Source organism: Bacteroides sp. (genome assembly GCF_030151085.1).
Classification (GTDB): Bacteria; Bacteroidota; Bacteroidia; order Bacteroidales; family Bacteroidaceae; genus Bacteroides.
In genome coordinates, this window is record NZ_JASLER010000067.1 from 1 (window position 1) to 22,865 (window position 22,865).

15 protein-coding genes are annotated in these 22,865 nt (G+C 40.3%); 12 read left to right on the plus strand and 3 right to left on the minus strand.

Annotated elements, in window-relative coordinates; translation table 11 throughout:
* Nucleotides 1-879: 879 nt before the first annotated feature.
* The 7 genes from Q1W14_RS13385 to bglX all read left to right on the plus strand — a co-directional run bounded on the left by Q1W14_RS13385 (nt 880) and on the right by bglX (nt 15,351).
* A complete protein-coding gene (locus Q1W14_RS13385) occupies nt 880-3,765 on the plus strand; it encodes a triple tyrosine motif-containing protein (protein ID WP_300702167.1) in 2,886 nt (961 codons plus the stop codon).
* A gap of 291 nt (nt 3,766-4,056) precedes the next feature.
* A complete protein-coding gene (locus Q1W14_RS13390; protein WP_300702169.1) occupies nt 4,057-7,263 on the plus strand; it encodes a TonB-dependent receptor in 3,207 nt (1,068 codons plus the stop codon).
* A gap of 20 nt (nt 7,264-7,283) precedes the next feature.
* Nucleotides 7,284-8,873: a RagB/SusD family nutrient uptake outer membrane protein gene (locus Q1W14_RS13395; RefSeq protein WP_300702171.1), complete on the plus strand. Its 1,590-nt coding sequence runs from the start codon at nt 7,284-7,286 to the stop codon at nt 8,871-8,873.
* Between the two features lie 32 nt (nt 8,874-8,905).
* Nucleotides 8,906-10,276, plus strand: coding sequence for a hypothetical protein (locus Q1W14_RS13400; RefSeq protein ID WP_300702173.1), 1,371 nt, complete (start codon nt 8,906-8,908; stop codon nt 10,274-10,276).
* 138 nt (nt 10,277-10,414) lie between these two features.
* Nucleotides 10,415-11,770, plus strand: coding sequence for a family 16 glycosylhydrolase (locus Q1W14_RS13405; RefSeq protein WP_300702175.1), 1,356 nt, complete (start codon nt 10,415-10,417; stop codon nt 11,768-11,770).
* Between the two features lie 12 nt (nt 11,771-11,782).
* Nucleotides 11,783-13,075, plus strand: coding sequence for a cellulase family glycosylhydrolase (locus tag Q1W14_RS13410; RefSeq protein ID WP_300702177.1), 1,293 nt, complete (start codon nt 11,783-11,785; stop codon nt 13,073-13,075).
* A gap of 26 nt (nt 13,076-13,101) precedes the next feature.
* Nucleotides 13,102-15,351: a beta-glucosidase BglX gene (gene bglX, locus Q1W14_RS13415; RefSeq protein ID WP_300702179.1), complete on the plus strand. Its 2,250-nt coding sequence runs from the start codon at nt 13,102-13,104 to the stop codon at nt 15,349-15,351.
* A gap of 99 nt (nt 15,352-15,450) precedes the next feature.
* Here bglX and eno read toward each other — a convergent pair whose 3' ends face one another.
* The 3 genes from eno to crcB form a co-directional block, all read right to left on the minus strand.
* Complete coding sequence (gene eno, locus Q1W14_RS13420; protein WP_300702180.1) at nt 15,451-16,731, minus strand: phosphopyruvate hydratase; 1,281 nt, start codon at nt 16,729-16,731, stop codon at nt 15,451-15,453.
* A gap of 64 nt (nt 16,732-16,795) precedes the next feature.
* On the minus strand, nt 16,796-17,464 hold the full coding sequence (locus Q1W14_RS13425; RefSeq protein ID WP_300702181.1) for a pentapeptide repeat-containing protein: 669 nt from the start codon (nt 17,462-17,464) through the stop codon (nt 16,796-16,798).
* A 4-nt stretch (nt 17,465-17,468) separates the two neighbouring features.
* Entirely contained in the window at nt 17,469-17,843 is a 375-nt protein-coding gene (gene crcB / locus Q1W14_RS13430) for a fluoride efflux transporter CrcB (protein ID WP_300702183.1), read from the minus strand.
* A 471-nt stretch (nt 17,844-18,314) separates the two neighbouring features.
* Between crcB and Q1W14_RS13435 the strand changes: the two genes are divergently transcribed.
* The 5 genes from Q1W14_RS13435 to Q1W14_RS13455 all read left to right on the plus strand — a co-directional run bounded on the left by Q1W14_RS13435 (nt 18,315) and on the right by Q1W14_RS13455 (nt 22,812).
* Nucleotides 18,315-18,965 (plus strand): hypothetical protein, encoded by a 651-nt coding sequence (locus Q1W14_RS13435; RefSeq protein ID WP_300702185.1) that lies wholly within the window; start codon nt 18,315-18,317, stop codon nt 18,963-18,965.
* A 19-nt stretch (nt 18,966-18,984) separates the two neighbouring features.
* Nucleotides 18,985-19,446 carry a hypothetical protein gene (locus Q1W14_RS13440; RefSeq protein WP_300702186.1) on the plus strand — a complete coding sequence of 154 codons (462 nt, stop codon included), beginning with the start codon at nt 18,985-18,987 and terminating at the stop codon, nt 19,444-19,446.
* Nucleotides 19,447-19,645: 199 nt separating this feature from the next.
* A complete protein-coding gene (bla, locus tag Q1W14_RS13445) occupies nt 19,646-20,521 on the plus strand; it encodes a class A beta-lactamase (RefSeq protein WP_300702188.1) in 876 nt (291 codons plus the stop codon).
* A gap of 416 nt (nt 20,522-20,937) precedes the next feature.
* Entirely contained in the window at nt 20,938-21,981 is a 1,044-nt protein-coding gene (locus Q1W14_RS13450; RefSeq protein WP_300702189.1) for an alcohol dehydrogenase, read from the plus strand.
* Nucleotides 21,982-22,329: 348 nt separating this feature from the next.
* Entirely contained in the window at nt 22,330-22,812 is a 483-nt protein-coding gene (locus Q1W14_RS13455; protein ID WP_300702191.1) for a hypothetical protein, read from the plus strand.
* The last annotated feature ends 53 nt before the right edge of the window (nt 22,813-22,865 follow it).

The following is a 22,865-nucleotide window of genomic DNA, read 5'->3' on the forward strand; positions in this document are numbered from 1 at the left end:
GCTTTGGTCAGCTATAAAGTTACTAATTTTCAAGCACATCTACAATTTTTAAACAGACTATATTACAGCTTATCAAGCGGTTAGCTACAAATAAAAGAGCATAACAAACAAGTGGAAATGCACCTAAAGTGACGAAGAACCTTTGTTTTCGGGTTCTTCGTCACTTTAGGTGCAGCTATTTTTCTTCAACACTCCTATCCATCGGCGTTTCATGATTTTTTAATTCATATCAATAAACCAATATGAAATTTTGATCTAAACGTACTTCAATCTCTCTATAGATCAAGCTTTGAAAATATACAGGTTGCACCTAAAGTGACGAAGAGCCTGTTTTCGAAAAAATATCTGCCATCTGCCACACTTTTGCTTATATCGAATTCTTTCTCAATAGTTTACGCTGTTGCAGATACCTGTTGCAGATGGTTGCAGATGATTTTATCTGCAACACTCCATTCTAGTCAGAAAAGAAAAGACGATAATCATACACGAGAATACATAGTTTTAGCTTGAGGATAATTTGAGTTAAATACTTAGTTCATAGTACTGAACACTTTGTTTTATATGGTATGAACAAGTCATTTCAACATATAAAAACGATTTGTTTTACTTGTTGAAACGAAGTATTCAGCCTATTGAAACAAAGTGTATTGCTTATTGGAACTAGCCGTACAGTTAGTTGAAACAATTCGTTTTACTTGCTGAAACTATTTGTTTAAGCATCGAAACAGCAAGTGGACAAAACATAAGCAGCGGTAAGGCTTGTTAGTTTGGCTTGAAGTAATCTAAAATAGGATAAGAATTAAAATTGTGGTACGCTTTAGAATAATGCTTTGAAATAAATGCTATTTTTGTGAGACGAATCGAAAATGAGTAATACAAATGAAAAAACGCATATTATATTGGCTTTTTACTTTCTTTTTTCTTCTCCCTTTTGTTGAAACTATTGCCGGCTGGAATAATTTTATCATTAATTTTGATAAGAGTGTTTATGGTAAAGGTGCACAGACCTGGCAGATTGCTCCATACGATGATAAGTGGGTATATTTTGCTAATAAAAACGGTATGGTGCAATTTGATGGCAATGTTTGGAGTGTATTTCCCTTGAAGAATTCTTCGGATGTGCGCTCTGTGCTGCCTTCTGCTACCCAGAAACGTATATATGTAGGAGGAATCAATGAATTTGGTTATTATGAACCGAATGCTGAAGGATCGTTGGCTTATCATTGTATGTCTGATACATTGGACGGCGCTATTCGTTATCTTGGCAATGTGTGGGGGATTCATGAGGCGGATAATATTCTGTATATGCAGGGTGATAACCGGGTAATAAAGTATTTGAATGGAAAATATACCGCCATTGAGATGGAGGCTAAGATTGACTGCTCTAATATGGTGAATGGTATTCTTTATATAGGTACAGATAAAGGTGTGTGGCTTTTGGTTGGAAATACATTTTTTCCTTTGCAGGGAGCCGATGCATTAACTTCCATGCGTATTCGAGGCATAGTGCCTTATAAAAAAGGAGTGCTGGTAGTGACTGCTTACAATGGTTTGTTTTATTGCGATGGGCGTACGATGGAGCCATTTATAACCGGTGCCGAAGATTTTATGCGGGAGAATGAAGTGTTTTGTGTGGCGATAAAAGATGATAAAATTGTTCTGGGAACTATTCATAAGGGATTGCTGCTGATAGATTGCAATACTACGCAGTTAAAATATTTCAATGAGAATAATGGATTGCGTAATAATACCGTTCTTTCCGTCTCTTTCGATGCCGTGGGAAATCTTTGGGCAGGACTGGATAGTGGAATTGACTATGTTTGCCTCAGTTCTCCGTTTACAAACTTGTACTCTTATCCTTATTCATACGGCACCGGATACACAGCGGCAGCTGAAGGAGATTATCTCTATTTAGGTACTAATCGTGGGCTGTATTATACTCACTATCCGGTACGGTTGAATGGTAATTTGCCTGATATTAATCCTATGCCCCAATCCAGTGGGCAAGTTTGGAATCTCTGTCGTATTGGTGATGAACTGTTTTGCTTACACGACCGTGGAATCTTTCTTATTAAAGGTACTTCAGTGAAACGAGTTACGGATATTACCGGTGCATGGTGTTGTCAGCCTGTAGTAGGGCATCCTGATTTGATGTATGTAGGTGTGTATAATGGAATTTATCTGGTAGCAAAGAAGAATGGGGAGTGGCAGGTTGTTTGCAAGATTGATGGTATAGCCGATTCATGCCGGCTTTTCGAGCAGGAGAATGAAAAAGTGATTTGGGTATATAATAATGATCACGTTACTCGAATAGAATTAAATAGTGATCTCACAAAAGCAGTCAGAGTAAGAGAATATTATGCGCAAGACGGATTTCCGGTGGGGCGAGATATGTATGTGACAAAGATAGAAGGTCGAGTTTATTTTGCTACTCCTCAAGGTATCTATAAATATAATCCTCATAAAGACGTTATGGAGCCTTGTCCTGATATGAATAATCTTCTAAACGGCACTTCTGTCTATTCCCGGTTACTGGAGTATAATGACCGACTTCTAAGCCTGAGTCCTCATGAAATTTGTATCGCTAATCTCGGAACATATAAAAGAGGTTCCAATACGAGTATTAATCCCATTCAACAATCTTTAATGGAGTTAGTGCCTAATTTTGAGGCAATAATTCCTTTGTCCGATTCTTTAATGGTTATACCTAATGAAGAAGGTTTTGCTCTGTTCAGTATTCCGGCTGTGCGTGAGCGGCAAGATCATAGCCACTCCTTATATATAAGGAACATGTATTTGTCTTATCCTAAAGACTCCTTAGTGTACTCGGCTAATTTTTTGGGTCAGAAACCTATTCCAATGATTTCATACTCTATGAATTCAGTTCGATTTGATTATGGGCTTTCAATGTTTGCTATGGGCGATGATATTCATTTTCAATATCGTTTGAATAAAGGCGAATGGTCTGACTTTACAACGGTCCGTACCAAAGAGTATAGTAATTTGTCCGAAGGTGAATATACGTTTGAGGTAAAAGCTGTTTTCCCGGATGGAACCACTTCTTCGGATGAAATCACTTTTCGTGTTCTTCCTCCTTGGTATCGCAGCGTTCCGGCTTACGTTTGTTATATTGTATTGGCATTGTTTGCGTTATGGTATGTTTATCGTTGGGATGATATTCGTGTAAAACGTAAAAAACAACAAGCGGTAGTTGAAAAAGACAAGGAATTGCATGAGATGGAGAAAGAGTATGAAGAAGAAAAAACTCGTCAGGAGAAGCAAATTATGCAGTTAGAGAAAGAAAAGTTAGAGTATGACCTACAGCATAAAAGTCAGGAGATGGCAAATCTGATGATAAACTTTGTCCGCAAGAATGAAATGCTGACGGAAATTAAATCGGAAATCTTCAAAGTCTCCTCTATGTTGAAAGGCGAGGGGGCTCGCGAAGGAAAACAGCAACTTGTACTTATCAATAGCAAGATTGATGCTAATATACAGAGTGATGAAGTTCTGAAGCGTATTGAAGATCAGTTTGACCTGATACATAATAATTTCATGAAACGTCTTCATGCCAAGCATCCCGATCTCTCAAACAATGAACGTATGATGTGTGCGTATCTGAAAATGAATCTTTCTACAAAAGAAATAGCTCCTCTATTGAACATCTCAGTTCGTGGAGTAGAAACGATCCGTTATCGGCTTCGCAAGAAGTTTGGTTTGGAAAGGGAAGACAGTTTTACGGATTATCTGAACAATAAACTATAGCTTTCACATATTAACTTCCTTTAAATAGAAAGGTGTTTATGGAGGAGAAGGATGTTAAATTCTTCTCCTTTATGTTTTATAACATAGCATGACGTATTCTATGAAAGTATATTTATATTCTTGATTTATAATACTATAATTGAAATTGACGTATTATTAACGTATTCATTATTTTGATTTGACGTATTAAAGAATGATTGTTTTGTGTATGTTGTATTCGGTTTTACTCTATGTTTGCATCGTTCTACAAAGAACAAATTTGAGAATGTTAATCTTAATTTAGTAAAACTTATGAAAAAGTTATTATCAGTTTTATTTCTGTTAAGCTTTACCTTGGCTTCTGTATATGCACAAAATATACAGGTAAAAGGTACGGTGGTAAGTGGTTCGGATAATGAACCATTGCCCGGAGTAAATGTGGTGGTGAAAGGTAACACCTCGCTTGGAACAATCACTGGTTTAGACGGTGAATTTACCTTGTCGGTACCTGCCGATGCTGTTCTTTCTATTTCTTATATAGGATTTAAATCACAAGATGTTGCAGTAAAAGGACAGAAAATTTTGAAGATTGTACTTCAGGAAGATTCGGAAACGCTAGATGAAGTCGTAGTTGTAGGTTATGGTGTTCAGAAGAAGAGTGTTGTAACAGCTTCTATCGCTAAAGTAAGTAGTGAAGATTTGGAGAACAAAGCTCCAGTACGTATGGATAATGCATTAAAGGGCTTGGCGGCCGGTGTGGATGTAACTTCAGCTTCCGGCCAGCCGGGTGACTCACCTCGCGTGCGTGTACGTGGTATCGGTACTATTAACAATAGTGATCCTCTCTATATTGTGGATGGTATGCCTATTGGTGGCGGTCTTGATTTTGTGAACCCTAACGATATTGAATCTATTGAAGTGTTGAAAGATGCTGCTTCTGGTGCTATCTACGGTGCACGTGCTGCGAACGGCGTTATCTTGGTAACTACAAAGAAGGGTAAAATGGGTAAGGCACAAATTAATTACAACTTTTCCTATGGATGGCAAAGTGCATGGAAAAGACGTGATGTGACAAGCGCCACAGATTATGCTATACTTCAGAATGAGGCAAATGTGAATGGTGGTCAGTTACCGATTTATGCAGACCCTTATAATCTGATTGATGCTAACGGAAATGCTATCAACGGTTTCGGAACAGATTGGCAGGATCTTGTTTTCTATGACAACGCCCCGGTAGTGAATCATGATGTGACAGTCAGTGGTGCTTCTGAAAAAGTAAATTATTATTTGTCTTTAGGATATTATTCACAAGACGGTATCGTTGGCGGTAACCATGGACATTCTAACTACGACCGTTTGACAATCCGTTCAAATACTCAGTATAATTTGATTGATGCATCCAAAGAACGTAATTTCCTTAATAAATTGGATTTGGGCGTGAACTTGGCTTATATGCGTACCCACTCTACGGGGGTTGGCACTAACTCTGAATTCGGTTCCATTTTAGGCTCGGCTCTTTATCTGTCTCCTATTTTGACTCCTACGTTGACTGGTGATGCTGCTACGAAGATGATTGACACGTATAAAGATTATGATTTGCCCCGCGATGAAAAGGGTAATCCTTATACAGTGCCTGGTTATGGAGGTGCTTATCAGGAAATGAACAACCCATTGGCTATGATGACGCTGAATCCCACGAAGAACTGGTCACATAAGTTTGTTCCTAAGTTCTCTATTGATTTGCAGTTGTGGGATAATTTGAAATATCATTTCAATTATAGTGCTGATATGGGATTTTGGGGCAATGAAGGTGCTACCAAGACTAAATATTATCTTTCGGCCAATAATAAAGCGACACATACCAATGCATCTTCATTCAAAGCACAGAATGTGACGTGGCAGATAGAAAACACATTGACTTATGACAAGACTATTGGTAAACATTCATTTGGTGTTGTACTGGGACAGTCTGCACTCAAATACAAAGGAGATCAGCTTGGTGGAAACCGCTGGAATTTGGTGAATCCCAACAAGCCTTCTATTGATTATGCTACGGGAAATATTGAATACACTAAAGATGCAGACGGCAACATTACTGGTGCTACTGTTCAGCATGGCGTTTATGGAGGCCCTTATACAGAACACAGAATGTCATCTATGTTTGCTCGTCTGAGTTATAACTATGCTGAACGATATATGTTCCAAGCTACAATACGCCGTGATGGTTCAAGTCGTTTTGGAGCCAATAATAAGTATGGTACATTCCCTTCTGTATCTGTAGGATGGAATGTGACAAATGAAGAGTTTATGGCTGATACACGTGATTGGTTATCCAATCTCAAGGTTCGTGCTAGTTGGGGTAAGAATGGTAATGATAATATAGCTGAGTTCGGTTATACTTCTCTTACTGCTATGGGCAACAATGTGCTCTTTGGTAAGGATGCTGTTAAATTCATCGGATCGAAAGCTCAACGTTTGGCAAATCCAGATTTGAAGTGGGAAGAGAGTGAACAGACGGACTTTGGTATTGATTTAGGATTCTTTAATAATGCTTTAACATTCAGCGCCGACTATTACATAAAGAAAACCAATGGCATGATTATCACGATGCCTATCCCAAGTTATGTAGGTGAAACTAAGCCTCTTGGTAACGTGGGTGATATGGAGAACAGCGGTTTTGAATTTGAACTTGGCTATAAGTGGAATATTTCCGATGCCAAGTTTGCAGTGAAGGGTAATGCTACTTACCTCAAGAATGAATTGAAGAACTTGGGTAATGATACTGGCTATATGGATTTGGATGGTATTCAGGGATTTTCAGGTGGTGGTACACGCGGATCAAACGGTCAGCCTTTCCCATATTTCTTCGGTTATAAGACTGACGGCGTTTTTCAGAATATGGATGAAGTCCGCGCTTATGTCAACAAAGATGGTAAGATGATTATGCAGGACGCTGTTCCTGGTGATGTGCGTTTTGTGGATATCAATGGTGATGGCAGTATTTCGGCAGATGACCGTACCAACATAGGTAATGGTACTCCGGACTGGACTTATGGTTTGAACCTTAGTGCAGACTGGAAAGGCTTTGATTTCAACATCTTCTTCCAAGGTGTATCCGGCGCCGATGTGTTTGATGGAACTTATCGTACAGACGTTGCTTCCGGTAACTATCCTTCTTGGATGCTGGGACGCTGGACCGGCGAAGGTACTTCCAACAAATATCCTCGTTTGGCAGTGGGTAATGCTACAAACTGGATGGTATCTGACCTTTACGTGTGTGATGGTTCATATCTTCGTCTTAAGAACATTACTTTGGGTTATACATTACCTAAGACCCTTACTCGCAAACTCACTGTTGAGCGTCTGCGTGTGTATGTACAAGCCGAGAACCTTGTGACTTGGACCAAATATTGGGGATTTGACCCTGAAATTTCTTCAGGTGCTACTTCTCTCGGAGTTGACCGTGGTATTTATCCGCAGGCCCGTACTTATACAGTCGGTGTAAATGTCTCTTTCTAATTTTAAAAAACATGAATTATATGAAAACAAATAAGATATTAGCAATAGGCTTGCTTGCCGCCGCTACAATGTTGACTACTGCTTGCAGTGACAGTTTCCTTGAAGTGGAAAATCCCACAGGTGAACCATTGGAAGATTATTATACAACAGATGAACATATTCAAGAGGCTTTGATTGCAGCTTACGATCCTCTTCATTGGCCTGATTGGGGATTGGGACAATACAATGCCTTAAATATAGATGGTGAAATTATGGGTGATAATTTCTGGGTAGGCGGTGCTACCAAGACCGATATGCAAAATTGGCACATGTTGTTTAATTATGAGGCTAATGAAAATAATACACTAGGTTCTCTTTGGACAGTAGATTACTCAGGTATAAAGCGCTGCAATGACTTGTTGAAATATTTGGGATGGGCTACGGACGTCACTTCCGAAAACAGCAAGAGCTATGAAATGCAGGCTCGTTTACTCCGCGTGTTCTATTATAACATGTTGTGGCATTATTTTGGTAACGTGCCTTTCTATCTGGAAAATCTTTCCACTCCTCCTTATACAGCTCCTCAATATACGGCTGATCAGGTTTATGCTGAACTGATTGCTGAACTTGAGGCCGTAATAGACTCTAAGGTCTTACCTTTGAAGTATTATAAGACAATCAAAGACGGTAAAGAAATTGATGACGAAGGTCAGTTAGGACGTGTCACTCAGGCTATGGCTTATATGATATATGCTGAAATGGTGATGTATCAGAATGACGAAAGTCGTTTTTCAAGAGCTTTGGGTTATATGAAAGAACTAATTGAAAACCCCGGCTTTAAATTGAATCCTGACTATGCTAGCATTTGGGAGACGGAAGGTGAGTGGTGTGACGAATCTATTTGGGAAATTAATTATGAGCAGACTAATAATGAACGTGGTTGGGGTAGTCCGTTGGCTATTGGTGGTACAGTACTTCCCACTTTGATATCTCCCAACTCCTTCCCCGGTGACGATGGTTGGTCAAAAGGAAATGACGGTTGGGGATTCATGCCCATGCGTCTTGAAACCTATAAGATGTTCGGCGAGAAAGACAAGCGTCGTGATGCTACTTGTTGGGTGATTGCCCAAGATGTGGAATATACGAAACGTTATCAAGATACCCATATCTGGTTACAGAAGTATCGCCCGTATGACAAGAACTTCAAGCAGTCTTCTGGTGACCAGAACTTGAACTATAACAACAATTACCGTTATTATCGTTATGCAGAAACACTGCTCAATGCGGCAGAACTCTCTCTCCGTACCGGTGGAAGTGCTACCGGTGAGGCCAAAATATGGCTGAACGAAGTTCGTACTCGTGCTGGTTTAACAGAACTTAATAATGTAACGGTTGACGATGTCCTTACTGAGCGTCATTATGAATTTGTAGGTGAAGGCAAGCGTTACTTTGACTTGGTGCGTGCTGAAGGAATCAGCGGGGCATCAGCTAGAAACAAGGCTACTACCGCACTCATTCCTGATGAATATGGCTTCCGAACTAATTCCTGGACTGCTAAGAAGAAATACATTCCTATTGCGCAAGGAGAGTTGGATTCCGACCCGGCTTTGATTCAGAACGATTATAAATAAGTTTACCATCACTCTATTAATAAATGATTGATATGAAAAATATATTCAAATATATGGCTGGGATGCTGGTTACAGGTTTGGTGATGACAGCATGTTCACCCGAAGATTTTACGGGAGCCAATGGCAATATTCCACAAGCATCGGATTATGCCGATAATTTTAAAATCACGGTAGATCAAACAACTAATTATGCAAACTTTGAGTTTACCTCCGCTCCCGGAGTATCTCCGATTTGGATAATTGACGGCTCTTATATGGCCTCATACAACCTGTCCAAATACTATCGTAAGAAAGGTTCATATACGGTAGAATGTAAAGTGAAGAATGCGAACGGTATTAGTGATGGTTCGGTAACGAAAACTTTTACTGTGGACAAAACTATTATGAACGGTTTCGGCGGTTTTGTGGAAGACAGTGATTTCAACCTTTTCAAAGGAGTTACTTTCAATGTGGCATCTTTCTGGTATGCTCCGGGATGGAATCAGATTGCAGATCCGAAGTATTCCTATCAGAATGGGGCATTTGTAGTCACTTTGCCAGAGGCTACCACCGACCAGTGGCAGGCTCAGATGCACGTGGAACTTGATAAGGCAATTGCTTTGCCGGCTGATAAAACTTATGATTTTTCAGTGATAATTACTTCTACTACCAAGCATCCCGGGGTGACGGTTAAGTTACAGCAGAAGGGTGATGATAATATGCTTATTAATATGCAGCGTGTAGCTCTTGATGCTAATGAACCTAAGTGCGTATGGTTTAGTAATGTAGCGGGCGTAGATATTACAGATTTGAAGTTCGCACTAGATTTTGGCGGTAATGCAGCCAATACAGATATTACGTTGGAAAGCTTCGTGTTGAAAGACCATGCCAATGATGACGGTACAGTAGTTCCGGAAGTGCAAGAGCCTGAACCCTCTTGGGTAAAGGTGGGCAGTGATGACAATCTTTGGAACGGTGCGACATTCACCAATTCATTCTATTATGCACCGGGATGGGCACAGATTGCTAATCCGGACTTGGTGGCAGATGGAAATGCATACACATTGACTTTCCCTGAAGCTACTGGAGAACAATGGCAGAATCAGGTTATATTCAGTACTGATTTGTCTGCTGATGTAGAAACAGCTTATGACTTCTGTGTTATATTGAATCCCAGTGTCGATTTGAAAGGGGTGACTGTGAAACTGGTTCAGTCAGATGAGCCCGATGTGAAGCATGACGACAACTTCTTCTTTGCAGAGCAGACAGATTTGTTAGGCAATGAGGATAATAAGTTTTGGGTTGCAAGTAAAAAGGCCCCCAAAGATATGCACGCTATATCTCTGGTCTTTGATTTTGGTGGAAATCCTGCTGATACCAAAGTGACTGTCAAGGATATTATTTTCCAGACTCACAGAGATTGATGGACGACTTTGGATAGGATGTCGGTTTATCAGAAGTGATAAATTAGTAAGATATGGAGAAGGATGTTTGTTATCTTGGCGATTGCTCGAGTTCTCATCTTTCTCCTTTATCTTATTTATATAGTAAGAAAAATATATATGAAAGAATATTATCTATTACTTATTTTTTTGTTCTCGTTGATGGCTTGTGGAAGCAACGATGACAAAGATCCGCGATCTGAGAGTGTTACCATTAAATGCTCTCCTGAAAAAGTAGAGGCTACCGCACAAGCGGGGCAATATGTGGTGAATGTAGCTTGTTCAGGAAAGGAATGGACTGCTTTTGCTTCTGATGATTGTAGTGCTTGGATCAAGGTTAGTGTGACTGGTTCTTCTTCGAGTCAAGGTACGGCTACGATAACAGTCAGTGCTCATACGGGTACTACTTCCCGTGAGGGTACGGTGGTGATCAAGTCCGGCATTACCCGTGTGTCTGTTCCTGTGACGCAAGCTGCTCCTCTTTCTGTTTCGAAAACCGAGTTGTATTCTAATTCCGTAGGTGAAGCATTCTCTTTGTCAGTCATTACTTCGGGCGAATGGAACGTGAAGTCCAATGATAACTGGATTACCGCAGAAAAGATTGATGGGAAGATTGTTGTGACCACTTTGGCTAATGACGTAAAGACTTCACGTACTGGTTCTGTTGAGGTTGTGTCTGGTGCGGAGAAAGTAACTGTAACCGTTATTCAGGAATCAGCAGAGGATCGTGACATTCATACTCCTGAAGGATATCGTTTGATTTGGCATGATGAATTTGATGAAGGTACAACTCTTGGCAGTGACTGGACGCATGAGGTTCAAGGACCGGGTTGGGTAAATAATGAACTTCAGAGCTATGTCAACGGTTCAGCAGGCGGTAAGCGTGTAACTGAGCTGATGGATGGCAAACTGAATATCAACTGTTTTAAAGGAACTGACGGCAAGATTTATTCAGGTCGTGTCTATGCCAAAGTTAATGAAGGATGGCTTTATGGATATTTTGAGGCTCGTATTCTGCTTCCGAAAGGTAAAGGTACATGGCCTGCTTTTTGGATGATGCCTGTGAACAATAACTTTTCAACCAATCCTTGGCCGGGGTGTGGTGAAATAGATATTATGGAGGAAGTTGGTGCCGATCCGAATGTGGTATCATCTTCTATTCACTGTGCGGCTTATAATCATACGATAAATACTCAGAAGACCGCAGCCCGCAATATTGGTACAGCTGAATCTGAATATCATATATATGCTTGTGAATGGACCACCGACTATCTGAAGTTCTTTGTGGATGGAATCGAGCTTATGGCATTTAAGAATGAAGGAACTGGTAAGAATGTTTGGCCGTTTACCTATAACTTTTATCCGATTCTTAATCTTGCATGGGGCGGTGACTGGGGTGGATACAAAGGTGTAGATGAAAATGCCTTGCCTATTACGATGAAGGTGGACTATGTGCGAGTATTTCAAAAGAAATAATATTTAACTTGTATGAAAATTTTTCTATTATTTGCTATTCTCTTTTTCTCTTGCCAGTTTGTCGGCTGTTCTTCTTCATCCGGAGTAGGTATTGAGATAGAGAAAGCTGGCGATGGATATAAACTCTATATCGACGGAAAAGAGACTTATATTAAAGGTGTTGGCGGAACATACCGTTTAGATGTTGCCAGTCAGAACGGGGCCAATGCTTTCAGAACATGGGGAGGTGATGTTGAAGCAGTACAAAAAGCTTTGGCATCGGCTGCTGAGAATAAAATGTATGTAATGCAGGGAATAGGATTGACAAAAGATTCCCTTAAATACTATGATAATGCATACAAGAATAAGATGCGTGAAGAAGTGCGGACGCTGGCGGAAACATTTAAGAACGATACGAACTTATTGGCTTGGGGCATCGGTAATGAAATTGAATTGGGAAATGCCAATATAGGTGCTGCCTGGAGTTTTGTGGAAGAACTGGCACAGTTGATAAAATCAATAGATAAGCGTCATCTGGTGTCTACAGTGATTTCATACAATCCGAAAGCATTGGATTCTATTGCTAAGTACGTACCTTCTATTGATTACGTTGGCATCAATGTCTATGGTCCGATGGAAGCAGTAAAGAAAACGGTTGACCAGTCAAACTATGAAGGTGCTTTTATGATAACGGAGTGGGGACCGACAGGTTGGTGGGAAACTGCTTCTACAGAATGGAAAGCTCCTATTGAACAGACCAGTGAGGAAAAACGCGCCGTGTATGAAGAACGTTATACCCAATATATTCAATCCAATCCCCGTTGTTTAGGCTCTTTTGTCTTCTTATGGGGGCAGAAAGAAGAACGTACTCCGACTTGGTTTAGCATGTTTGTGGAAGATAATGTGGAACAACTTCCGTTGCAGGGAGAGAAGACACCAATGGTTGAGGCCATGCAAAGAGTCTGGACCGGCAATACTTTAACGGAAACAGCACCTGTAATCGGAGGAATGACCATCAATGACAAACAGGCTATTGATAACATTCGTGTGAAAGCCGGTGCAACATTTAAAGCAGAAGTTACTGTAACCGATAAAGAGAACAATCGCTTGACTTACGTTTGGGAGATACTTAAAGAAGCTACCGTACTGGGATTTGGTGGCTCATACGAACCTCGTCCCGATAGAGTAGGTGAAGTAGTAACTTTAGATACGAATGTATATGAAGGAACTGTCAATGAACCCGGAGAATATCGCTTGTATGTTTATGTCTTAGATAATACAGGTTTCGTATCTACGGTGAATGTTCCTTTCCAAGTAGTTAAATGACCAATTATATTTTGAAAACTACTATCATGAAAACAATTAAAATTCTTTCAGCATGTTTATTGCTGCTTCCGCTCGCTTCTTGTACGCAGATGCAATATAAGGGAGACGCAGTGACCGAACAGAAAGTCGAAGCTTTGTTGTCAAAGATGACCTTGGAAGAGAAGATCGGGCAGATGAACCAGATTTCTTCTTATGGGAACATCGAGGACATGAGCGGATTGATAAAGAAAGGTGAAATCGGTTCTATTTTGAATGAAGTAGATCCGGTGCGTGTCAATGCGTTGCAACGTGTGGCTGTAGAAGAATCTCGTTTGGGCATTCCTTTGCTGATGGCACGTGATGTTATTCACGGTTTTAAGACTATATTTCCTATTCCTTTGGGACAAGCTGCATCCTTCGATCCGCAAGTGGCGGAAGACGGCGCTCGTATTGCTGCTATTGAAGCTTCATCGGTAGGTGTCCGTTGGACATTTGCACCTATGATTGATATTTCCCGTGATCCTCGCTGGGGACGTATTGCCGAAAGCTGCGGTGAAGATACTTATCTTTCTTCTGTAATGGGAGCTGCTATGGTGAAAGGTTTTCAGGGAGATTCTTTGAATAGCCCTACTTCCATTGCTGCTTGTGCAAAGCATTTTGTAGGATATGGCGCCTCAGAAGGGGGACGCGATTATAACTCAACCTTCATTTCAGAGCGTAGCTTGCGCAATGTATATTTCCCACCGTTTGAAGCGGCTGCAAAAGCGGGTGTTGCAACGTTTATGACTTCATTCAATGATAATGACGGAGTACCATCTACCGGCAATAATTTCATCTTGCGGGAAGTGTTGCGTAATGAATGGGGCTTTGACGGATTAGTGGTAACCGACTGGAATTCTGCCCGGGAAATGATTGCTCACGGTATAGTTGCCGATGATAAGGAAGCAGCTGCCCAAGCAGTGAATGCAGGTGTAGATATGGAAATGGTAAGCTATACTTTCGTTAAGTACTTACCCGAACAGATTAAAGCAGGAAAGGTGAAAGAAGCTGTAATAGATGAGGCTGTACGCAATATCTTACGTGTAAAATTCCGCTTAGGACTGTTTGATAATCCGTATGTAGACGAGAAGCGTCCTTCGGTAATGTACGATGAATCTCATTTGGCAGCTGCTAAACGTGCAGCAGAAGAATCAGCTATTTTGTTGAAAAATGATAAAGAAGTATTGCCTTTGAAAGAGAATATTCGTTCGATTGCTATTATTGGCCCAATGGCAGATGCTCCTCACGATCAGCTGGGTACCTGGATTTTTGATGGGGAAAAGTCGCATACAAAGACACCGTTGACTGCTGCCAGGGAGATGTATGGAAACAAATTGCAGATAATCTATGAACAAGGTTTAGCTTATAGCCGTGACAAGAATACAGCGGGTATATCCAAAGCGGTATCTGCTGCACAGCGTGCGGATGTAGTAGTGGCATTTGTAGGAGAAGAATCCATTTTGTCCGGTGAAGCACATTGTCTTGCCGACTTGAATTTGCAAGGAGCACAGTCGGAATTGATTGCTGCTTTGGCAAAGATAGGTAAACCATTAATTACAGTAGTAATGGCAGGTCGTCAGCTTACTATTGGTAAGGAAGCGGAAGCATCTGATGCGGTGCTGTATTCTTTCCATCCGGGTACAATGGGTGGTCCGGCAATTGTTGACTTATTGTTCGGTAAATCCGTACCGAGTGGTAAAACGCCGGTTACTTTCTTAAAGACCGTAGGACAAGTACCTTTATATTATGCCCATAATAATTCCGGCAGACCGGCTTCTTCCCACTTTAAACCGTTAGATCAGGTTCCGTTGGAAGCCAGTCAGACTTCAGAAGGTAGCTCGTCTTCTTATATGGATGTCGGTGTGGCACCTCTTTATCCATTCGGATATGGTCTTTCTTATACTACTTTCAAATTCGGTAAGCCGCAGTTATCTTCCAAAGAGCTTTCTGGGAAAGATGTGCTGACTGTTACTTTCGATTTGGAAAATACCGGGAAATATGAGGGAACAGAAGTTGCCCAACTATACGTACAAGATAAAGTTGCTTCCGTAACTCGTCCTGTAAAGGAGTTGAAGCGTTTTACCCGCGTTACGTTGAAGCCGGGTGAAAAGAAGAATGTTTCGTTTGAACTTCCGATAAGCGAACTTGCTTTTTGGAACTTAGATAAGGTGAAAACGGTAGAACCGGGAGACTTCGGACTCTGGGTAGGACCGGATAGCCAAACTGGTGAAGAAGTTTTCTTTAAGGTAGTAGATTAATAGTTGATTTTTAAGGTTAAAAAGAGAGGGGGCAAACTAAATGGTTTGTCCCCTCTTACTTTACTAACACATGTTTATCTACTAACCTTCAAAATGCGACTATTTAAGTTTCTTATATCCGTAAACGGCATTACTACCCAATTCTTCTTCTATACGCAGAAGTTGGTTGTATTTTGCCATACGGTCTGAACGGCTCAATGAACCTGTCTTGATCTGTCCGCTGTTGGTAGCTACGGCAATATCGGCAATGGTTGCATCTTCCGTTTCACCGGAGCGGTGGGAAGTTACGGTAGTGTAACCATGACGGTGTGCCATCTCGATAGCGTTCAGCGTTTCGGTCAACGAACCGATTTGGTTTACTTTGATCAGGATGGAGTTGGCGCAACCTTTTTCGATACCCATTGCAAGGAAATCAACGTTGGTTACAAACAAGTCATCACCTACCAATTGACAACGACTACCGATGCGGTCGGTCAGTTTCTTCCAACCTTCCCAGTCGTTTTCACTCATACCATCTTCAATGGAGTCAATAGGGTACTTATTAATCAATTCTTCCAGATAATCTATCTGTTCGTCGGCTGTACGTTTCTTACCTTTTTCACCTTCGAACTTGGTATAGTCATAGATTCCATCTTTGTAAAATTCAGAAGCGGCGCAGTCCATGGCAATTTTTACATCCTTGCCCGGTTCGTAACCGGCTGCTTTGATAGCGGCAATAATGGAGTTCAAAGCATCTTCTGTTCCTTCCAGTTCGGGAGCGAAACCACCTTCATCCCCAACGGCTGTAGTAAGGCCACGATCTTTCAAAACTTTCTTTAGTGCGTGGAATACTTCGGCACCTATACGCAGACCTTCGCGGAAGGAATTGGCACCTACGGGACGAATCATAAATTCCTGAAATGCAATGGGAGCGTCGCTGTGCGAACCACCATTGATGATGTTCATCATCGGTACGGGCATTACGTATGTGTTGGTTCCGCCAATGTAACGATAAAGAGGAATATCCAGGAAAGCAGCAGCAGCTTTAGCTACGGCAAGTGAAACTCCTAAAATAGCATTAGCACCCAGATTGGATTTTGTTTTGGTTCCATCGAGTGCTAACATAGTATGGTCTATACCCATCTGATCGAGAGCAGACATGCCTATCAGTTTAGGAGCAATGATATCATTAATATTATATACGGCTTTCAAGACACCTTTACCGCCATAACGTTTCTTGTCGCCGTCACGCAATTCCAGTGCTTCGTGTTCTCCTGTAGATGCGCCCGAGGGGACGGAAGCACGGCCCATAAAGCCTGATTCCAGAATTACATCTACTTCTACAGTTGGGTTTCCTCTTGAATCGAGGATTTCACGTCCGATAATCTTTTCTATTTTCATGTTGTTTGAATTTTTAGTTTAAACTATACTTATAACAAACGAAAATAGAGAATTGTTTAACTGCTCAGTCTTTTATTATGATGCCCAGCAGCGAAGTTAAATCCATAGCTTGTGCTGTATTGACGATAGCTCCGCGTATATCGGGCAGGTTGGCGTGGATGCCTTCAATATGGGAATCGCTTAGATCAATGCCCCTGAGCGGAGTGTGCGAGAATTCACTTTCTACCAATTCGCAATTTTCAAAGGCGATGGAGGTTAGTTTGCAATCATTAAAATCGCTGTTTCGCAAGTCGCAAATGGAGAATCGTGCTTGATTGATTTTGCTCATAGAAAGATTGAGATACCGGGCATTGCAATCTTTCAGGTATAGATGGTTCAGGATGGATTCCGCAAGATTGGTACCGACTAATTTGCAAGAAATGAATTCTACTCTGAACAGGGAACTTTCTGCAAATGATATATTGGATAAATCGCAGTTCTCAAAGCGTACATCGGTGAAGTGGCTCGACTTTAGTTTGCAGTCGTTGAAGTGGATATGGCTGAATGTACAGTTGGTGATACTCTTGTATAAGTAGTCCATCTGTTCTTCATTCTGTTTGCTGAAACAAAGTGCCCGAACGGTTTCTTCAGTTTCAAGCCATTCACTCAGTGACTTGTTGCTTTCGTTTTGTCCTTCCAGGGTGGGAGGAACAATTCGCACGGGGGGCATTATGAAAGGTTTGCTTGGTCTCATACATTTATATATAACGTCCGAAAGCTCCACCTGCAAAAGCGGCGATCACTCCTAATACTATACTTAATAAGGTATATAGGATAAATAGGCTGTAAAATCCTTGTTTTATCATTATCAGTCCATCGTTGCTGAAGGTGGAGAAGGTGGTGAAACCGCCGCATAATCCGGTAGTCAACAGCATACGTACCTCGGTAGACAGGTTGAAACGGGCAGAAAGCGTATAGAATAGTCCGATCAGGAAACAGCCGAGGATGTTGACAGCAAACGTTGCCCACGGAAAAGAGTAGGGGACTATGCGTTCGTGCAATGCCACTTGCACACAATAACGCAGTACGCTGCCTGTGCCACCACCGAGAAAAATAAAGAATAATAATTTCATTTGATATTGTCGGAAATGTTTCGGGATGCAAAGGTAGTGAAGACGGATGGAATTTTGTTAATTTTAGGTAGACTATTTTTTATTGTATATATTTTGGAGGGGGAGAGAATATGGAGTCATTCGATTGGATATATTCCAATATCATTACTCTTCTTTATACGGTAAGCAAAAAATATTATATAGAATAAGTTGTTTTCGTATATTTTTATTAATTTTGCAATTGGGCTGAGGGAACTTTGCCCAAGACATATTAGAAAAAAAAGAAGCGTTATGCTTGTTTCTTGCGAATGAAGACCCGAGAAACTTTCAACTGTGTACAAGATAGCATAGTGGTTCTTACACTATATTAAGGGCTACAATTACTACATCTATCAGGACTTTTATTCAAAGACGAGGCATTTAGTTCCACGCTTTTTTACATTTAACCAAGAGACTTTCGGAGGGACTGGGGAGTCGGTAAATACCAGTGAAATGTTTCAAAAAATAACATTAATTCTTTTGGTGTTCTTTTTAACTTCAGGACCATCAATAGCTCAAACTTATTTTTATAAGAGAATTAAAATTATAGAAAAAGGTAGAATTACTAATGTAAATGATGATGCGCATTATGTTACTTTTTCTAGTACTGGTTGCTATGATTCTGATGAAAATGGCATATCTTCTACCTCATCAGGATTGAAATACATTAAAAGCAATAAAAATATATTGTGTTATTACGGTGACTGCATATATGGTTCATGTTGCTATTATTATGTTTCGAGTTCAAAAGACAGAATTAATCTGGAAAATGATGGTGTAGTCTATGTTTATACTAAAACAAGCCCTCATGAAACGACTGCTAAACTTAGGCAAGCAGTTGGTCAAAATCACAAATCAATCATAGTTACAAAACCTATTCTTAATGGGGCTGGTGAAAAAACATCGACAAGCCGAAAACAACGTAAAACGTGTCCATATTGTAATGGTAGTGGTAAAGGGAGTGACCAAATTACCTATACCCCTAATTATACAGGAAATGATAATTCTCAATATTGTAAAATTTGTGGAAAAGTTATGAATGCCCATACACACCGCCAACCAATGTGTAGGACATGTTTTGGTAAAGGATATATCGAATATTAACAATTTAATAAAGTATAAAATGAAAAAGCGATCAATTTTATTACTTATGCTACTTTTTGTGGGATGTGTAATGCAATCTGCATTAGCGCAAACGTATGCTTATAAAGTATCACATTCAGTCCAAGACGATGTGAAAATTGCTGGTGTAGTTTCTAAGGGTACAGTGTTCTATTTTACTTTTACTAAGGGTAAATCTATGTGTTACCTAACTAATAAAAGTGGTGTTTACGAAAGTGCGTATGGGCAGAACTCATACCGCTATATTGGAAAAAGAAATGGTATACGTGTATATGAGGAATGTAATCAAAATATGTTTAAGGCCAGAAATCAACAAGATATGCTTTATTTTGCTGATGATTATAGTCGTTTAAACTGGGATAATGGTTTCGATAATTTTCAAAATAATGGAGGTACGATAATCCGTGTGCTTAATTATGTGTCTGATCCGGATGAAGTAGAGGTGCCATCAGAATTATATTAACTTTTGATTTTACAAATAGCTGATAATACCTTTTTAAATTAATAAACTGATCCGCTGATAATCAATGAATAATCAGCGGATTTTTTATTATTTTAGAAAAGTGCTTGGCATTCTCCGTTTATTTCTCTCAGAAGATGGTGGTTGATTTAAGTATGATACGAATTTTATGTATAACTTCGCACACATAATTGTGTGTGTTATGAAGAAAATTATAGTTTTAGTAATTTTGCTTGCTTTGAACAATTTTGCTTTTGGGCAGCTATCCCAAGTGAGAAGCAGTATAGAAAAGATCGTTGCAGATAAAGAGTTGGAATTAGGATTTGCATTATATGACTTTTCTACAGGAGATACGTTAAGTATCAATGGGGAGAAACGCTTCCCGATGCAAAGTGTTTTTAAATTTCCGATAGCGTTGGCGATGTTGCATGAGGTTGATAATAAGAAATTTGATTTGGAGCAGAAGATATACCTCGGAAAAGAAGATCTTCGTCCGGGTTTATGGAGCCCTATCGAAAAGCAATACCCTGGTGGCGAGGTTTTTCTGCCATTGTCTGAGATACTAAAACAGACTGTGTCGCTAAGTGATAATGTGGGTTGCGATCTTTTGCTGAAGTTGATGGGTGGTCCACTTGTTGTCAACGACTATATCCACGGTAAGGGAATTGCTGATATTCGTATTCAAAACAATGAGCAGGAAATTCAATCTTCGTGGAATGTGCAGTTTGATAATTGGATTACTCCTGATGCCATGATCCGATTATTAATGCAGTTTAATGCCAAGAAGTTATTATTACCTGAATCACACTCGTTTTTATGGAAGATCATGGCCGAAACTTCAACAGGATCCATAAAAAACAAGCTCCCCCAAAACATTGTTGTTGTTCATAAGACCGGGCACTCGGGGTATAATGAGAAGAAAATATCAGCTGCAACCAATGATGTAGGAATTATGGTGGCACCTAACGGAAAGCGGTTGGCTTTTGCAATCTTTGTAGCCGATTCTAAGGAACTACAAGAAGTGAATGCGAATGTAATTGCGGATATTGCTGTTGTATTGTTGCAAGCTTTGCAGTAAATGACACAATGATATTGAGAAGACAAATATCAAATGACTTGAATACAGTATATAATTATCTATCTTTGTAAATAAAAGAGATCTCTGCTTTAGAACTGCAAACCCCACTCAGAATACCTTCTGGAATAGGGAGAAAATTTTTAGTAAATTTCCATCGGATTTTTACTAAAAACTGTCGGAGTTTTTAGTAAAAATTGGTCGAACTTTTAGTAAATATTCTGAGGGGTTCTTTAATGTCAATAATAATGATAAATACGCTAACGGTATACCATTTCTTTTTTTGTAAAGTCACTCTCCAAAAACTGATGATAGGAATATTAATCGGAAAAGTGTATAGCGCAGATTGAGATATTATTGGAAAAGTGTACATTTGTGATCGGATAAATCATGGAAAAGTGCAATAACCTATTAACATTATGCTGGCATACACATACATAGAGCAAGGAAAGTTCGAACTTCAAGAGAAACCAATACCTCAAATAACAGATTCGCGGGATGCCCTTGTGCGTGTTACGCTTGGGAGTATTTGTAGCAGTGATTTACATATCAAGCATGGTAGCGTGCCTCGTGCTATTCCGGGCATCACTGTAGGGCATGAGATGGTAGGTATCGTCGAACAAGTAGGCTGTAATGTTACTACGGTGAAACCTGGTGACAGAGTGACTGTGAATGTTGAAACCTTTTGTGGTGAATGTTTCTTTTGCCAAAAAGGATTTGTGAATAACTGCATTGACTCCAATGGTGGTTGGGCTTTGGGTTGTCGCATTGACGGTGGGCAAGCCGAATATGTGCGTGTGCCTTATGCCGATAGTGGTTTGAACCGCATACCCGATACTGTGAGCGATGAGCAAGCTCTTTTTGTAGGCGATGTACTTGCCACTGGATTTTGGGCTGCCCGCATTTCGGAGATTACCGAAGATGATACTGTGCTGATAATTGGGGCTGGTCCTACCGGCATTTGTACCTTGCTTTGTGTGATGTTGAAGAAACCGAAGAGAATTATTGTTTGCGAAAAGTCACCCGAACGTATTCAGTTTATCCGCGAACACTACCCTGATGTGTGTGTCGTAGAACCGGAAAAATGCAAGGACTTCGTGCTTCAGCATAGTGAACACGGTGGAGCAGATGTTGTTTTAGAAGTAGCCGGAAGTAATAACTCCTTTCGATTGGCGTGGGAGTGTGCCCGTCCCAATGCTATAGTTACTGTAGTTGCTCTTTACGACAGACCGCAACTTTTGCCTTTACCCGATATGTATGGTAAGAATCTTACTTTTAAGACAGGTGGAGTAGATGGTTGTGATTGTGCCGAAATTCTTCGTCTGATAGAGCAGGGCAAGATAGATACCACTCCGCTTATCACCCACCGATATCCATTGAATGAAATAGAAGAAGCCTATCGTATCTTTGAAAATAAATTGGATGAAGTAATAAAAGTGGCAATAATAGGAAAAAGTCGCTAAGAAGCTAATTGTAGATATCTAAAAAAAAAGATTATTAATAATCAGTTATTTACAATCTGAATAGTAGAGATTGTCTCCTAAATCTTCCTTTCTCTACTAATCATCATTTTTACACTTGTAGAGATTGCGTATTTTTAATATGCTGTTTTATAGTGATTTAACGGATTTGGTTGTAGATGCCCTTTTCTTGCATTCTTTGCTTTCCCACCCTAACTTTGCAACATCGCTTTTGAGAGAAACGGATGCTATACCGTTGAGGCCTCGCGGCAAACTTTCCGTCTTTTAAAGGAGATAGGGTTTCGACCCTTTACATTCTTATTATATTAACCCTTTAAAAAAGTAAAGATTATGGGACTTCAGTATGTAGTAACAAAGCGTGTGTTTGGTTTTGACAAGTCAAAAGCCGAAAAGTATGTAGCCAAATCCGTAGGAGCCGGTGATATGAGTTTTGATAAACTTTGTGCCAAGGTAAGCCGCATCCTTGGTATTCACCGCAAGGTGGTAGATTTGGTGGCTGTAGGTTTGGTAGATATCATGGCGGAAGAAATTGATGATGGAAAGACAATTGTTTTAGGAGACTTCGGACGCTTCCGCCCTTCATTTGTAGGCAAGAGTGCAGATAAGCAAGAAGATGTTTCGTCAAGTAATATTGTACGTAAGCGCATTCTTTTCCTGCCGGGAAAAGCTTTCAGCGCAATGCTGGGAAGTATGAGCATCACCAAAATGGCAATACCCGATACCGATTATACCGATGGAAGCAGTACCAGTGGTGGTAATTCAAATCCTTCGGGTGGAAACTCCGGCGATGAAAACGACAATCCTTTGGGATAAGCTGCCTTTAGGACAACTGCCTGTATACTTCGAAGACATAGGCAAATAGAAAT

Excerpts from the sequence above, each read along its gene's own strand:
- Q1W14_RS13440 (WP_300702186.1), top strand. The coding sequence starts at position 18,985 with ATGAAAAAGCGATCAATTTTATTACTTATGCTACTTTTTGTGGGATGT.
- Q1W14_RS13390 (WP_300702169.1), top strand. The coding sequence starts at position 4,057 with ATGAAAAAGTTATTATCAGTTTTATTTCTGTTAAGCTTTACCTTGGCT.
- Q1W14_RS13395 (WP_300702171.1), top strand. The coding sequence starts at position 7,284 with ATGAAAACAAATAAGATATTAGCAATAGGCTTGCTTGCCGCCGCTACA.
- Q1W14_RS13425 (WP_300702181.1), bottom strand. The coding sequence starts at position 17,464 with ATGAGACCAAGCAAACCTTTCATAATGCCCCCCGTGCGAATTGTTCCT.
- Q1W14_RS13455 (WP_300702191.1), top strand. The coding sequence starts at position 22,330 with ATGGGACTTCAGTATGTAGTAACAAAGCGTGTGTTTGGTTTTGACAAG.
- Q1W14_RS13405 (WP_300702175.1), top strand. The coding sequence starts at position 10,415 with ATGAAAGAATATTATCTATTACTTATTTTTTTGTTCTCGTTGATGGCT.
- crcB (WP_300702183.1), bottom strand. The coding sequence starts at position 17,843 with ATGAAATTATTATTCTTTATTTTTCTCGGTGGTGGCACAGGCAGCGTA.
- Q1W14_RS13435 (WP_300702185.1), top strand. The coding sequence starts at position 18,315 with ATGTTTCAAAAAATAACATTAATTCTTTTGGTGTTCTTTTTAACTTCA.
- eno (WP_300702180.1), bottom strand. The coding sequence starts at position 16,731 with ATGAAAATAGAAAAGATTATCGGACGTGAAATCCTCGATTCAAGAGGA.
- Q1W14_RS13450 (WP_300702189.1), top strand. The coding sequence starts at position 20,938 with ATGCTGGCATACACATACATAGAGCAAGGAAAGTTCGAACTTCAAGAG.
- bglX (WP_300702179.1), top strand. The coding sequence starts at position 13,102 with ATGAAAACAATTAAAATTCTTTCAGCATGTTTATTGCTGCTTCCGCTC.
- Q1W14_RS13410 (WP_300702177.1), top strand. The coding sequence starts at position 11,783 with ATGAAAATTTTTCTATTATTTGCTATTCTCTTTTTCTCTTGCCAGTTT.
- Q1W14_RS13400 (WP_300702173.1), top strand. The coding sequence starts at position 8,906 with ATGAAAAATATATTCAAATATATGGCTGGGATGCTGGTTACAGGTTTG.
- Q1W14_RS13385 (WP_300702167.1), top strand. The coding sequence starts at position 880 with ATGAAAAAACGCATATTATATTGGCTTTTTACTTTCTTTTTTCTTCTC.
- bla (WP_300702188.1), top strand. The coding sequence starts at position 19,646 with ATGAAGAAAATTATAGTTTTAGTAATTTTGCTTGCTTTGAACAATTTT.